Here is a 13,900-nt window from a genome sequence, read left to right as displayed (position 1 = left end):
TGGCGGTTCGCGCGACGGCATCGTAGAAGCGCTCGCTTGAATGTCGCTGAAATACCGCTGACCTGCCGGGGCGTAAGCTTGTGGCAGTGCAGGACACCGTCAAGACACGGCTACGGAAGGGTCAGGATGCCTCTGGGCGCGCGACCCGCTCCACAGGCGTGGTAGACTACCGGACGTTGCAGTTATGGCACCCATAGTGACTTCTTGCGCGCCTGACAGATGTAATCTTCAGGCGCGTTTTTCGTTTACCGGTCTTCTCCGGATGGGCTCATCGCGGCGACACGAGAGTTCGCGCGGTGCGGATTCTCCAGTTTCCTGCACCTTTCTAAGGGAGATCGGCATGGCTACCGGAACCGTCAAGTGGTTCAACTCTGAAAAGGGCTTCGGCTTCATCGCGCAGGACGGCGGCGGCGCCGACGTCTTCGCCCACTACTCCAACATCGTCGCCAACGGCGGCTACCGCGAGCTGACCGAGGGTCAGAAGGTGTCGTTCGACGTCGTCCAGGGCCAGAAGGGCCCGCAGGCGGAGAACATCGTCCCCGCCTGACCTGGCACGCATCACGAGATCAGGGCTCGCCCCCTTGGGGCGGGCCCTGTTTTCGTGCCGGGCCCTGTTTTCGTGCCGGCCTGGACGGGTCGGAGTGGTGCCTTCGCGTGACACCGTGTCCCGCGAACTGCCGACGTGACGGTGATCCCCGAACTCCATCATTCTCGGAGTGTCCGATCCACCTCGCCAGGCCGGATCGCGCTGACCTCGCGCCGGCCACCGCACGAAGGGATCCAGCGTTCCGATGAAGATCACCGCGAAGCGCGCCGTCGTAGCCCTCTGCGCGCTGGTCACCGCCGGCGCGGCCACCGCGTCGGTCGGCAGCCCCGCGTACGCCCTCGGTCCCGGACGGGTGTGCATGTTCCTCTCGCTGACCGGGGTGCCCGTGCTCGGGCATGTGGGCTGGGCGTTCCGGATCGACGACAGCCCGCAATGGATCTTCGGGTCCACCGACGGCAACGAGGCGGGCGACGGCCATGTCCGGAAAGGGGCGTTCAACGGCGCCTGGTGGCGGCGGGGCACCTTCGACACGGTGAAGTCCGTATTCCGGGCGAACCGGATCGACTACACGCGATACCGCTGCAAGGACACGCCCACCAGTGCCGTCGGGGCCGCCGCCGCGCTCGCCAAGGACGCGAAGAAGTGGGGCTATGACCTGTTCGAGAACAATTGCCTCGACCACGCGGCGAAGATCCTCAACACCTACCGCGGGGCCGTGGGGCCTGCCCCGTGGTCGTACCCGGTGCCGAGTGAGTATTTCGCCGTCGGCCTGAAGCGATCTGGGTGGGAGCCCGCCCGGCAACTGTGAGCCGGTCCGGTGTTCGTGTGAGTGCCTGGTGTGAGCGGGTCAGGTCGGTGTGGGTAGCCGGGCCTCCGCGCGGGCGATGCGCGCCTTGACGTCGCGGAAGTGCAGCCGCATCGCCTCCCGGGCGGCCGCGGCGTCCTGGGCGCGAAGCGCCGCCACGATCCGGCGGTGGTTGACGGCGATCTCCGCGGTGCGCTCCTCCGGCGGGCCGAGCGTCGGCTCGACCTCGTGGTAGACGTCCCAGAACAGGCCGATGAGCTGCAGCACCAGTTCGTTGCCGCACGAGTCGTACAGCAGCGAGTGGAACGCCCGATCCGCTTCCCGGTCCCGGTCCATGCCATTGGCCAGGGCCTCCAGCGCGGCGAGCCGGGGAGCGCTGGTGCTCTCCGCCACCTCGCCGATCAGCCCGGTCTCGAGCAGCTCGCGAACCTCGACCAGATCCTGCAGCGCGCGGATCCCGCCCGGCCCAGAACGCACCCGGAAGGCGAACGACGGGGTCAGCGCGTCGAGCGACGCGTGCCCGACGAACGTCCCGTGACCGTGCCGGATCTCGACGATGCCCAGCGCCTGCAGGGCGCGCACGGCCTCGCGTACGCTGTTGCGGCTGGCCCCGAGCAGCTCCATCAACCGCACTTCGGTGGGCATCGGTGACCCGGCGGCCAGTCCGCGCTCGTGAATCAGGGCGACGATGCGCTCCTGAAGCGACGCGCCGTCACGTGTACGCATGCCACCTCCAGGCTCGTCGAAGACCTTGCGTCAAACATCCCACCTCTCGGTCCAGAAAGACCAGCGGAGGCCAGGAAAGTTTACGCCGACGACACAGAGGTCCCACCGGGAGGTTATGGCCTGTCCCGCACACTCGTTCGGGACATGGGATGTTCTGCGCAGAGGTGGGGCGATGGCGCTCGCCGGGCCGCGAGCGCCATCGCCGGGCTGCGTGACCCTTAGCTCACCTGATCCAACGGCAGCCGCAGCCCGAGCTGACCGCCGATCGCGAGGTTCCGCTGCCGGATCAGGTCCAGTTCGGTGGTGTTGAGGGCGCGCCGGTAGACGCGTACCTCATCCAGCGTTCCGCGGAAGCGGTCCGCGCCGTCCATCCGCTGTCCGACGTGGATCCCGTCGATCCCGAACTCCTTGCCGAGGGTCAGCGAACCGGCCGGCGCCACCGCCGACGAGACCAGTACGCCGTCCACCATGAGCCGGAACTCGCCGTCCACCCGCTGGACCGCCACGAAGTGCCACTGCCCGTCGTTGTACGCGCTCGTCGACTGCACGGTCACGTCGTACCGGTCGACGCCGAGGAACGCCCGGATGCGGTTGCTGGCCGGTTCGGCCCGCAGCCACAGCGCCGGCGGGTTGGTGCCCCTGTCCACCTTGTGGAACCAGAGGATCGAGTGCGCGCCGGTCCGCTCCGAGTACCGGAACCACGAGGTCAGCGTGAAGTCGTCCCCGCCGAGGTCGATGGAGTCGTCGAACGGCACCTCCACCCGGTCGTCCACCCGGTCGAGGGCCAGCCCGTTGCCGAACCGCCCGGCGGTGGTCGTCGCGCCGCCGCGCACATACGCCTTGTTGCCGTTCGGCGACCTGTCCAACGTCGTCGGACCGGGCAGCGGGGGCGCGGGGAAGTTGGGCGGGGTGCCGTTCGGCGTCTCCAGGTACGCCTCGTTGAACCGGGTGAACCGGATCTGCTCGTACGGCGAGATGTTGCCAGCCTCGTACATCAGGGCCGCCTGGTCACCGTCCAGGCGCACCATGTCCGAGTACGCGGACGGCCCCCAGTGGAAGACCTTGCCCTCGTTCCAGGTCTCGAAGTTGTCCCCCTGGTCGTAGGACGACCGGATCCCCATCGCTTCCCGGGCACCCGGGTGCATCGGCGAGGAGAAGAAGATGCGCTCGTCGCTGAACCGCAGCAGCGCCGCCTGGACGTCGGTCGTCGCCAGCGCGGGCTTGGTGCGGAACGGGTCGTCCCACGTCTCACCGCCGTCGCTGCTGGTCGCGTACGCCCGGCTGCCGTCGTCGGTGCCGCGCTCACGGGCCGAGGCGTAGATCCGCCCGTCGTTCAACTCGACGACGGTGACCTCCTGGGCGATGACTGTGCCGTCGTCGCGGGACGTCTCCGCGCCGATGTTCCAGGTCACCCCGCTGTCGTCGCTGTACAGCAGGTGCGTGCCGTAGACGTGTTTGCCGACCCGGTCCCAGCTCTCGAAGCTGGCCCCGACGATCAGCCGGCCGGCGTGCGGGCCGTTCTTGAGCTGGATGCCGTGCATCGGGCCGGTGGCGTACCAGAAGTTCCACTCCGGACGCTTGCCCTCGGTCATCTCCCTGGCGGCCGACCAGGTGGCCCCGTGGTCGTCGCTGAACTGCACCCAGGGGTCGCGGTCACAGCCGTTCGGGCACGGGTCGGCACCGTTGTGGGTGCTCACCAGCACGATCCGCCCGGTGCGCTCGTCGACGACAGGCACCGGGTTGCCGTGGGTCGTCCCGTTGCCCTCCGAGACCACCTGCAGCGGTCCCCAGGTCTGCCCTCCGTCGGCGGAACGGCGCACCACGAGGTCGATGTCCTCGTCGTCGCCGCAGTCCTTCACCCGGCCCTCGGCGAACGCCAGGAGCATGCCGTTCGTGGCCCGTACGACGGCGGGGATCCGGAAGCAGCCGTATCCGAAGTCGCCCTGTTTGTAGAGCACCTGCTCGTTCACGAACGGTGCGGCGCCGCTGGTCGCGCCGGTCTCGGGGGTTTGCTCCGGCGTCGCGTTCGCCGGAGTGGAGGGGGTTTGCTCCGGCGTCGCGCTCGCCGGGGCGGAGGGGGTTTCCTCCGGCGTCGCGTTCGCCGGGGCGGAGAACGCGCTGACGAGTAAGCCGGTGAGCACCATTACCACGCCCGCCCGGCGGAGCCGGGAGCGGAGCCCGGCACGGCTCTCCGGGGGATAGCCATCGTGCATGTTTTCGCCCTTCCTGGGGGGAGAAGGTTCCAATGGGACATCCTACGTCCAACGTCGGATGTTAAATAGATGGTGAACGTAGAACGTTCGCGGCAAGCCTCGGGAAGCGCGGGCGCCGGGAGAGCCGACCGACCGGGCGCCGTCAGCCTCGGCGGTCCGGGGCGAGCGCGTCCAGTTCGTCCGCTCGCCGGAGATCCTTGGGGCGGCCTATGGCGCGGCGCATCCTGATCAGGTCCTCCCGGGAGACGTAGTGGACTTCCAGGCCGCCCGGTCCGACTGCGGTGACCGCGCGGTCGAGCGACTCGCCGACGCGAAGGCCGCCCCAGGGGAGCGCCGGGGTGCAGCAGTCGCCGCCGGCTCCGGGTGAGGTGAACTCCACCTTGGGGCGGAGAAGGGCATCCGGGTGGGTCGCCACGGGCTTGCCCTCGTCGTCGAAGAGCTGGGCGTCGACGGAGGCGAGGGCGGCCGCCAGGGCAGGGGCGTGCGCCGGGGCACCGTCCCAGAGCAGGTCCAGATCGCCGGTCAGCTCGGTGGATCCGTGCATGATGCCGGCGACCTGCCCGATCACCACGGCTCGGACGCCGTGCTGGTGGAGGGCTTCGAGCAGCGGGAACGGGTCGAACCCGAGGGCGCCGTCCGTGCCGATCGTGCCGACGTCGTCGTCGGCGTCCTGGTGCCCCTGGCCGGTGACCGCCCGGCTTCTGGCCAGCTCACGGGTGCGTCGGGCGGCGTCGCGGAGTCGTTCCAGCGGTTCGTCGATCATCCGATTCATGCAACACCCGGCGGCGGGCGTACGCACTCGAATTTGTTGAGAGCATCGGAGGGCATGAAGACCTCTCGACGTGGGCCGGTGTCGATGATCTATCATGCGGCCATGCAGTACCTCTGTGCCTGACCAGCAGGCGCCCCGCAGCCCGCGAGCTGCCGGGCCGACGACGTCGTCTTCGTCGTTCTTTCCCGGTCACCGTCCGGGATCATCCCACTGCTGGAGTCACCGAGTGCTGCCCGCATACCGTCGATCTTCCGGAAACCTCTTCGCGTTGCTCCGGGGCAACGCCGATTTGCGCCGCCTCATCGGCGCTTGCGCGCTGAGCCTGACAGGCGACTGGTTCACCTTCGTCGCCCTGAGCGGGTTCGTCTACCACCACACCGGCTCGCCAGGGCTGACGGCGCTGTTGTTCGCGATCCACTCGCTTCCAGGAGTGGTGCTGTTCCCGCTGATCGGCCCGCTCACCGATCGTTTCGACCGGCAACGCCTTCGAGTCGCGTGCGACCTGGGCTCGGTCGTGCCGGTCATCGGCCTGCTGATCGCCTTTCACGCCGGTTCCGTGGCACTGGCGCTGGGCTGCCTGGCCGCGCTGTCCGTACTCGCCGCGGTGGCCGGTCCCATCCCCGAGGCCGCGCTGCCGAACCTCGTCACCAGCCGGGAACTGCCGCTGGCCCAGACCGTGCTGGGCAGCCTGTACTCGGCCGGCCTGCTCGTCGGGGCCGGTCTGGGAGGCGTGGTCACCGCGGCATGGGGCACCTCGGCCACCCTGCTCATCGACGGCGCCTCGTTCGTGCTCTCCGCGCTGCTCGTCGCGAGGATCAAGCGGCCCTTCTCCAGTGCTGTGACGACGCGTCGGCTGCGGATGAGAGCCGATACGACCGAGCTGTGGCGCTTTCTGCGAACCGCTCCGGTGGTGGCGGCCTTGCTCTGGCTCACCGCGGGGCTGCGTCTCTGCTACGGAATGGTCGGACTCCTGCCCCTCTACGCCCTCGATCGCTTCCAGGTCGGCGACGCGGGGGTCGGCGCCCTGTATCTCGCGCAGGGGCTCGGCGCCGTACTCGGCCCCTTCCTGGGCAGATGGCTCACGGGCGGCTCGACCCGTCGGCGGCTGTACGTGGCCGCGGCGGCCCTGGCCGTCTTCGGCCTGGGATATCTGCTCCTCGCCCACAGCACCAGCCTCGGCCCGGCGATGGCCGCGGCCCTGGTGGGCCACATCGGGGTGGGCGCGTGCGCGATCCTCGCCCTCAACGGTCTGCAATTGGCGACACCCGACCACCTCCGCGGACGGGTCATGGTGTTCGTCTTCAGCCTCGCGTCGGCGTTCCAGGGGGTGTCGACACTTGCCGTCGCACCCATGGCCGTGACCGTCGGCATGACCGATGCCACGCGCCTCCTCGGCGCTCTCGCCATTTCCTACGCGATCATCTGGTCGGTCGTGGCCTCACGTATCCGGGCCACCCAGTTGGACGGCGCCCACAAGGGCGCCGCCGCATCGGACGGCGGCGGCTCCTGCTGATCGGTACGAGCCTGTTCGCCGCGGCCCCGCGTACGTGATCGCGGAGCGTCATCGGAATTCACACGATCACTATATGAATGCGGCATTATGGGCTAAATGGGTTCCCGGTTCGTCATCCCCTTGATCGGTCTGCTCGCGGTCTCTGCCTGTTCTCTCTCGCCCGGGGCCGCGCCGGGCACCCCCGTCCCACCAGCGGCGACGCCCTCCTCCAGCACCCCGCCGCCCTCGGCCGGCGCGAGCGGCGCCGCCCAGGACAGCCGTCCGGCGCTCGCGCGGACCTTCAGCACGATGACCGAAAACCTCGAGATCGAGGTGGTCGGGCTGAACCGGGTCAAGGGCAGGCACCTGGTCGCCCAGGTCCGGCTGACGAACACGGGCAGCGAGAAGAAGCTGCCGTGGACCGGCGAGCTGGGCGACAACACCCGCCCGCTCGGCAAGATCCGCTGGGCCTCCGGCATCGGCGTGCTCGACGCGCGGGCGCGTACCTGGATCCTGCCCTACCAGCCGGCCGGGTTCCCGTGCCTGTGCAGCGACCAGGACCGTGACGGCCTCGGCTACTTCATCGACCCGGGCGAGTCCGTCAGCCTGTACGCGGTCATGCCCGCCCCCTCCGGCAACCCGGAAACCGCCACGGTCGTCACCCCGGCGGGCCCGCCGATGGCGGACGTCCCGATCAGCGACGACCCGCCGGTCACGCCCGCCGGGATGACGATCCCCGATCCGGACGCCGAGCCCGTCACCCCCGTCACCCGCCGCCTCGTGACCCCCTCCGAATCGCTCGACCGCAGCGAGGAGACCGCGGACGACGGCGCGGACCTGCGGGTCAGCCTCTCCTCTGACGTGCTGTTCGCGGTCGACGAGGCCACGCTCACGCCCAAGGCGCAAGCCGTCCTGGCCCGGACCGCCAAGCTCGTCGACGCCTCGCCCGGCGCGAGCGTGCGGGTGGAGGGGCACGCGGACTCCTCCGGCACCGACGCCATCAACGACCCCTTGTCCACCCGCCGCGCCCAGGCCGTGCAGCGGGCGCTGGCCACGATGGTCACCAGACAGGGCGTGGACTTCCAGGCCAAGGGGTACGGCTCGCGCCGCCCGCTGTACAGCAACGACACCGACGAGGGCAAACGCCGCAACCGCCGCGTCACGGTGACGTTCGCCAAGCCACAACCGGCCGCGCCCGAGGCCGAGGCTGGGGCCGCCGCGCCGTCCGCGACCCCCTCCCCAAGCGCTTCCGGGGTGTCGGGGCTGACCGGCAGCGGCACGGCAGATGGGCAGCCGATCTCCATGGAGATCGCCGGCCTGCGGCGGCTGCCGGGCGGGCTGGGGCTGCTGACGTACCGGATCACGAACCAGGGGGCGGAAGAGGCATGGTTCAACGAGTTGCACCAGGCCGGTGACTGGATGTCGTTCAAGTACCGGGCCGCCTTCAACGTCACGCTGACCGACGCGGAGGCCCGCCGCCAGTACCTGCCCGCCCGCCTCCAGGTGACCGACGGCGACAGCACCGACTCCTACTGCGCCTGCACCGACGTGTCCGGTGTACGCCTGCAGACCGAGAAGTTCGCCCCCGGCCGGCAACGCGAGTTCTGGAGCCTGTTCGCGCTGCCCGAGACGGCCACCACGGTGAACGTCAAGATCGCCGGCTTCGGCGACCTCCAGGTGCCGATCCGGTAGAGGCGCCCTTCGGTCGGTCGGCAACCTTCTGGGCACTTCTGGCATCTCATGAAACATGAAATTCCATATGGCTCTCGTCGCACTTCTTCTGACCGGCGCAGCACCCGTTGGACAGCCTGCCGCGGCGGCGGTCGCGCCGGCCACGATCGCGTACGCGCAACGAACCCAGGGCTGGGAGCTGGTGTTGACCGATGGAAAGGTGGTCAAGGTGCCGGAGGCGCTCGTCAAGGCGCCTGCCGATGCGGTCAACCCGGGCGAGCGGGCGGCGTTCCTGGTCAGTGGGGATGGGCGGCATATTCTCTATTTCCGGAAGTCGGATGGCCGGTTCGTCGAGCGGACCCTGAACGGTAAGGAAAAGGTGGTCTCGCGGGACTACACGGCGTCCACGATCTACGAGGAGTGGCCGTGGGTGTCGAACGACGGCGGTTTCGTGGTCACGGCCACTTCGGGGCCGGGGTTGGGCGTCCTCGCCGATGTGCCGACGGGTAAGAGGTTGAATCGTCCCGGGGTGACGGATGAGTGGGTCTTCATGGGATTCACCCCGGACAGCAAGCGAGTGCTGCTGGAGGACGGAAAGGGCCCGGCGATGTTCGACCGGACGCTGCGGGTGCGGGTGGGCTTGAAGAAGCCGGTGGACGCGCTGGCGAACGACTACGCCGCGGCGGCGGTGGTGGTCGGCAAGCTGGACAAGGAGCGCAAGCTGCGCCTGTTCAACGCGCGTACCGGCAAGGGGAGCCGTACGGTGGCCGTGGGGTTGCCGAGCGGGCAGTACATCGACGACGTCGACTTCGACAAGGCGGGTCGCCTGATCGTCCGGTCGAAGACCAGGACCGGGGTGGCGACCTACCGCGTCTCGAAGACGACCGGCAAGGCGACGCTGCTGCGGGCGATGACCCGGCCTGACGTGCCGGTGTGGGTGCTTCCCGGGGACAGCATGTACGAGGGGTGGACGGAGCGGGAACCGAACGGGTGAACAGCCGCGACTCGCCCGCCTCCGCCTCGCTCAGGCGGGCTCGGGCGCGGGGCAGGGGAAGGCTCGCCGGTATTCCGTGGGCGCCACTCCGAGGTGCGCGGCGAAGTGGTGGCGGAGGTTGTTCGCGCTGCCGAGTCCGCTGCGTTCGCTGATCTGCTCGATGGACAGGTCGGTGGTCTCCAGGAGGAGTTGCGCGCGGGCGAGCCGCTGATGGAGCAGCCACTTCATCGGGCTGGTGCCGGTCGCCGCCCGGAGGTTGCGGTGGAAGCTGCGCACACTCATCCCGGCGTGGGCGGCCAGGTCGTCGACGGTGAGCGGACGGTCGAGGTGCTCAAGGGCCCAGTGCAGTACGGGGGCGATCCCGTCGTCGGTCACGGCGACGGCGCGTTCGACGAACTGGGCCTGGCCGCCCGGCCGGTGGGCGGGCACCACGAGGCGGCGGGCGAGCTGGTTCGCCACCTGAGCGCCGAGGTCGCGGCGGACGATGTGCAGGCACAGGTCGAGGCCGCCGCTGAGCCCGGCGCTCGTGAGCACGTCGCCGTCGTCCACGTACAGGACCGAGTCGTCGACCTTCACCCGCGGGTACCGCTCGGCCAGCTCCCGGGTGTGCTCCCAGTGCGCGGTGGCGGGGCGGCCGTCGAGGATCCCGGCGGCGGCGAGCGCGAACACGCCGTTGCAGAGCGAGACCATCCGCGTTCCCGCGGCGCCGGCCCGGCGGAGGGCGTCGAGCAGCTCCTCGGGCAGCTCGAGGTCGCCGCGCATGTACGCCTCCGGCACCACCGGGACGATCACCGTGTCGACCCGGTCCAGCTCCTCGACCCCGTACGGCGCGTTCAGCGTGAACCCCGGCGCCGACGAGGACGTCCCCGGGCGCATCCCGACGAGCCGCAGGTCGTACCACGGGTCCACGAGATCGGTGTGGGAGATGCCGAAGACCGCCGTGGCGATGCCCAGCTCGTACATGTCCCACATCGAGATGGTGTCGTCGATCACGACCAGCGCGACGGAACCAGCACTCATGCCTCCACCCTATGGCAGCAATTTGGTGAATGTCGGCACTCCTGCCAGTTTCCGGCGCCTTCCCGCGCTGTCATCGTGGTGCACCGCCACCTCTTGAAACGGACAGGAAGAGATCGACATGGCAGGAACTCCCGTCACGGTCATCGGCATGGGGCTGATGGGCCGGGCGCTGGCCGCGGCCTTCGTGACCGCCGGTCACCCCACGACCATCTGGAACCGCACCCCGGGCAAGGCGAAGGCCCTGGTCGAGGCCGGTGCGAGCGAGGCCCCGACGGTGGACGCCGCCATCGCCGCCGCCCCGCTCGTCATCATCTGCGTACGGGACTACGACGCCGTACGCGAGCTGCTCGCCCCGGCGGAAGCCGCGCTGTCCGGCCGCGTCCTGGTCAACCTCACGTCGGGCGCGTCCGACGAGGCGCGGGCGATGGCCGTATGGGCGGAAGGGCTCGATGCCGAATACCTGGACGGGGCGATCATGATGACCCCTCCGGGCATCGGCGCGCCGGACACGGCGATCCTGTACGGAGGCTCGCCGGCACTGTACGAGACGCACGAGAAGACCCTCTCGGTGCTGGGCGGCGGCACCACGCTCGTCAGCTCCGACGTCGGCCTTCCCTCCCTGTACGACGTCGCGCTGCTCGGGATCATGTGGTCGACGTTCAACGGGTTCATGCACGCCGCGGCGCTCATGGACAGCGAGAAGATCGCGGCCGCCGACTTCGTGCCGATGGCCACGGACTGGCTCAAGGGCGTGGCGTCGTTCCTGACGGCGTACGCACCCCAGATCGACGCGGGCTCCTACGCCGCCGAGGACGCCACGCTGGAGACCCAGGTCCCGCCCGTCCGGCACCTCATCCACGAGAGCCGGATCCGCGGCATCGACGCGACCCTGGCCGAGTACACCGAGAAGCTCATCACCGAGGCGGTCGGCCGCGGCCACGCCCTCGACAGCTACGCCCGCATCATCGACCACTTCAGGGCGCCCAGCGCATGAACAACGCTCGCTGGGCCGCTCTCGTCCTCGAGGCGGCCCACGAAACCACCGCGATCCTCGAGAAGGGCGCCGACCAGGACTGGACGCGCAACGCCGCAGGGCTGGAATGGACCTGCAGGGCCACACTCGACCACATCGCCCTGGGCGTCGTCGGCTACGCCGGTCTGCTCATCGCCCGTCCCCCCGGCCGGTACATCACCCTCTTCGCCTCGATCGACCCCCAGGCCGCCATCCCCGAGTGCCTGGAGGGGATCGGGATCGCGGCGAACGTCCTGGCCTCCGCCGTACGGGAGGCCGACGGCGACGTACGCGCCTGGCATCCGTGGGGCCACTCCGACGGCCCCGGCTTCGCCTCGATGGGGGTCGTCGAACTGCTCGTCCACGGCATGGACATCAGCCGGGCGCTCGGGCTCGACTGGCGGCCGCCTGAGCACCTGTGCGCGCCCGTGCTGCGCCGCCTCTTCCCCGAGGCTCCGGACGGCGAGGACGCGGCCGAGATCCTCCTGTGGTGCACCGGCCGCGCCGAACTGCCCGGTCATGGCCGCAGGCAACGCTGGCAGTGGAACGGGACCGTCCGCTGAGGGCGGCGGACGGCCGGGCGGTCCAGCCGTCAGGCCGTCAGCGCGTCGGCGATGGCCACGGCCAGCATGACGAGCGGGATCGCGATCATGATCAGCATCGTGGTCCGTGACCTGACCCTGCGCAGGGCCTGCTCGGCCAGAGGGCTCCGGTGGTGCAGAGTCTTCTTGTGGGCATGAGCGGCCGGACGGGTCGGAGCGCTCCGGCCGGACACGGTAGCCCGAGCGGACAGGGTGTTCTGAGCGGACAGGGTGTTCTGGGCGGACGGGCTCGCCGCGCTCGCCGCGCCTCGTCTCACGGCCGCCGCCGCGGCAGCGGCTCTCAACGGTGACCCGGACGGCCGAACCTCCGGCGGGGAGGCGACCGTTCGCCCCTCCGCGGCGGGTGCGGCGGTCCGGGAGGTGGCGGCATCGTCCGGCTCCGGCGGAGGCGGCGGCGCGGGGGTGGCGACGAGGGTGCGTACGACCTGGGCGACGGGGGCGGGCAGCCACCTGGCCTCGACGTACAACTCGGTGAGTCGGCCGCCACCCGCGACGTTGCCCGCCAGCTCGTCCAGCAACGCCGTGGCGGTCGGCCGTTCCTCGGGCGTCTTCGCGAGGCACCATCCCACGAGCGAGCGCAGCCTGGGCGGGAGCGCCGCGAGATCGGGCTCCTCGTGGACCGTGCGGTACCACAGCCCCTGCCACGACCCGCCGCCGAAGGGCCCGGTGGCGGTGGCGGCGAACGCGAGCACCGCCCCGAGACAGAACACGTCGCTGGCGGGCCCCACGGGCGCGCCCGTCAGTTGCTCGGGCGAGATGAAGCCCGGCGTGCCCACGGCGATGCCGGTCCTGGTCAGTTTGGCGCCCTCGACGGCGACGGAGATCCCGAAGTCGATGACCCGCGGGCCGTCCGCGCCCAGCAGGACGTTGGACGGCTTCAGATCCCGGTGCACCACGCCTGCGGCGTGGATGGACTCCAGCGCCTCGGCCAGCCCCGCGCCCAGGGCGAGGACGTCCTTCTCCTGCCACGGCCCGTGCTCACCGATGGCCTCGTCCAGGGACATGCCTGGCACGTAGGCGGTCGCCAGCCACGGCGGCGTCCCTTCGGGATCGGCGTCCACCACGCCGGCGGTGAAGAACCCGCTCACCGTACGGGCCAGGGTGATCTCGCGCGTGAAACGCCGCAGGAAGTCGCGATCGGCGGCCAGCTCCGGATGAACGACCTTCACCGCTACGACGCGTCCGCTCCGCGACCGCCCCAGGAAGACCCGGCCCATCCCGCCGGCGCCCAGCCGCGCCTCCAGCCGGTACGGCCCCACGCTGGGTGGGTCGTGCGGCTGCAGTGCCTCGAACACGGGCACACGCGCCTCCTCCGGATCCGCGGCCAGGAAGTACTGCCTACTGCGCCATTGTCCCGAGAGTCGAAATCACGATCAACCGCCGCCGACGTCGCGCCCGGAACTCCCACGCCCGGCCCGTACTCGTCAAGCCGGAGCGTCCGCCCGCGCGGCGAGGTAGGGGACGGCGAAGGGCAACCCGAGGTCGGAGGGCAGGAGAGCGCCGATCCAGGTGTCCCTCAGCGAGTCGCCGCTGGTCTGTGCCGCGCGCAGGACCCCCTCCATGACGAAGCCGACCTTCTTCGCCACCGCCCAGGAGGCCGTGTTCCCCGCCTCCGCCCGCCACTCCAGGCGCCGCACGCCCAGCTCGGTGAAGGACCAGACGGCCAGGGCGCGCACCGCCTCCGCCGCGTAGCCGCGCCCCCTGTGCTCTGCCACGGTCCAGTAGCCGATCGCCCACGTGTCATGGTGGCGGTGCACGTTGACCGACGCGACCAGATCTCCGTCGTCCCGGGTCTCCACCGCGAAGTGGTACATCGTGTCGTCACGCCAGCCACGCGGCACTATTTGGCCCAGGTAGAAGGCCGCGTGTCGGCGTTCGTACGGTGTCGGGAAGTCCGTCCACCGCTGGATGCCCGGATCCTGGCAGGCGGCGAAGACCGCGTCCTCGTCGCCGGAATCATGAGGACGCAGCAGCAGACGTGGTGTCGTCAGCGAGACGGGCTCCATGTCGGCGATTCTGGCATTCGCCCTCACCCGGGGGCGATGG

The 13,900-nt window shown here is 70.2% G+C and carries 14 protein-coding genes; 7 read left to right on the top strand and 7 right to left on the bottom strand.

Features of this window, described 5'->3' with window-relative positions; all coding sequences use genetic code 11:
- Positions 1–340 precede the first annotated feature (340 nt).
- Positions 341–547 carry a cold-shock protein gene (locus ACZ6S0_RS34940; RefSeq protein ID WP_344881757.1) on the top strand — a complete coding sequence of 69 codons (207 nt, stop codon included), beginning with the start codon at positions 341–343 and terminating at the stop codon, positions 545–547.
- Between the two features lie 244 nt (positions 548–791).
- Positions 792–1,355, top strand: coding sequence for a hypothetical protein (locus ACZ6S0_RS34935; RefSeq protein WP_465923596.1), 564 nt, complete (start codon positions 792–794; stop codon positions 1,353–1,355).
- 39 nt (positions 1,356–1,394) lie between these two features.
- Here ACZ6S0_RS34935 and ACZ6S0_RS34930 read toward each other — a convergent pair whose 3' ends face one another.
- From ACZ6S0_RS34930 to ACZ6S0_RS34920, 3 genes are all read right to left on the bottom strand, one after another.
- Positions 1,395–2,078, bottom strand: a complete 684-nt coding sequence (locus ACZ6S0_RS34930; protein WP_465923595.1) for a FadR/GntR family transcriptional regulator — start codon at positions 2,076–2,078, stop codon at positions 1,395–1,397.
- A gap of 218 nt (positions 2,079–2,296) precedes the next feature.
- Entirely contained in the window at positions 2,297–4,291 is a 1,995-nt protein-coding gene (locus ACZ6S0_RS34925; RefSeq protein WP_465923594.1) for an exo-alpha-sialidase, read from the bottom strand.
- 142 nt (positions 4,292–4,433) lie between these two features.
- Positions 4,434–5,054 (bottom strand): hypothetical protein, encoded by a 621-nt coding sequence (locus ACZ6S0_RS34920; RefSeq protein WP_465923593.1) that lies wholly within the window; start codon positions 5,052–5,054, stop codon positions 4,434–4,436.
- Positions 5,055–5,331: 277 nt separating this feature from the next.
- Here ACZ6S0_RS34920 and ACZ6S0_RS34915 point away from each other — a divergent pair, with 277 nt between their 5' ends.
- The gene (locus ACZ6S0_RS34915) at positions 5,332–6,576 is read left to right on the top strand and encodes an MFS transporter (protein WP_465923592.1); all 1,245 of its coding nucleotides are present in this window, start codon (positions 5,332–5,334) and stop codon (positions 6,574–6,576) included.
- Between the two features lie 92 nt (positions 6,577–6,668).
- On the opposite strand, the gene ACZ6S0_RS34910 is transcribed toward ACZ6S0_RS34915, so the two are convergent.
- Positions 6,669–6,863 (bottom strand): hypothetical protein, encoded by a 195-nt coding sequence (locus ACZ6S0_RS34910; protein WP_465923591.1) that lies wholly within the window; start codon positions 6,861–6,863, stop codon positions 6,669–6,671.
- A gap of 1 nt (position 6,864) precedes the next feature.
- On the opposite strand from ACZ6S0_RS34910, the gene ACZ6S0_RS34905 reads away from it, so the two are divergent.
- Positions 6,865–8,247 carry an OmpA family protein gene (locus tag ACZ6S0_RS34905; RefSeq protein ID WP_465923590.1) on the top strand — a complete coding sequence of 461 codons (1,383 nt, stop codon included), beginning with the start codon at positions 6,865–6,867 and terminating at the stop codon, positions 8,245–8,247.
- Positions 8,248–8,314: 67 nt separating this feature from the next.
- The gene (locus tag ACZ6S0_RS34900; RefSeq protein WP_465923589.1) at positions 8,315–9,220 is read left to right on the top strand and encodes a hypothetical protein; all 906 of its coding nucleotides are present in this window, start codon (positions 8,315–8,317) and stop codon (positions 9,218–9,220) included.
- 30 nt (positions 9,221–9,250) lie between these two features.
- Here ACZ6S0_RS34900 and ACZ6S0_RS34895 read toward each other — a convergent pair whose 3' ends face one another.
- Positions 9,251–10,240, bottom strand: a complete 990-nt coding sequence (locus ACZ6S0_RS34895) for a GlxA family transcriptional regulator (protein ID WP_465923588.1) — start codon at positions 10,238–10,240, stop codon at positions 9,251–9,253.
- 118 nt (positions 10,241–10,358) lie between these two features.
- Here ACZ6S0_RS34895 and ACZ6S0_RS34890 point away from each other — a divergent pair, with 118 nt between their 5' ends.
- Entirely contained in the window at positions 10,359–11,234 is an 876-nt protein-coding gene (locus tag ACZ6S0_RS34890; protein WP_465923587.1) for an NAD(P)-dependent oxidoreductase, read from the top strand.
- A complete protein-coding gene (locus ACZ6S0_RS34885; RefSeq protein ID WP_465923586.1) occupies positions 11,231–11,815 on the top strand; it encodes a maleylpyruvate isomerase N-terminal domain-containing protein in 585 nt (194 codons plus the stop codon). Before ACZ6S0_RS34890 ends, ACZ6S0_RS34885 begins: the two co-directional genes overlap by 4 nt.
- 29 nt (positions 11,816–11,844) lie before the next feature.
- On the opposite strand, the gene ACZ6S0_RS34880 is transcribed toward ACZ6S0_RS34885, so the two are convergent.
- Both ACZ6S0_RS34880 and ACZ6S0_RS34875 read right to left on the bottom strand, forming a co-directional pair.
- A complete protein-coding gene (locus tag ACZ6S0_RS34880; RefSeq protein ID WP_465923585.1) occupies positions 11,845–13,155 on the bottom strand; it encodes a serine/threonine-protein kinase in 1,311 nt (436 codons plus the stop codon).
- A 123-nt stretch (positions 13,156–13,278) separates the two neighbouring features.
- Positions 13,279–13,860, bottom strand: coding sequence for a GNAT family N-acetyltransferase (locus ACZ6S0_RS34875; RefSeq protein ID WP_465923584.1), 582 nt, complete (start codon positions 13,858–13,860; stop codon positions 13,279–13,281).
- Between the last annotated feature and the right edge of the window lie 40 nt (positions 13,861–13,900).

It is taken from the genome of Nonomuraea sp. NPDC051298, assembly GCF_055586305.1.
Note: the sequence above shows the minus strand (reverse complement) of the source record. Positions and strands in the feature narration are given on the sequence as shown.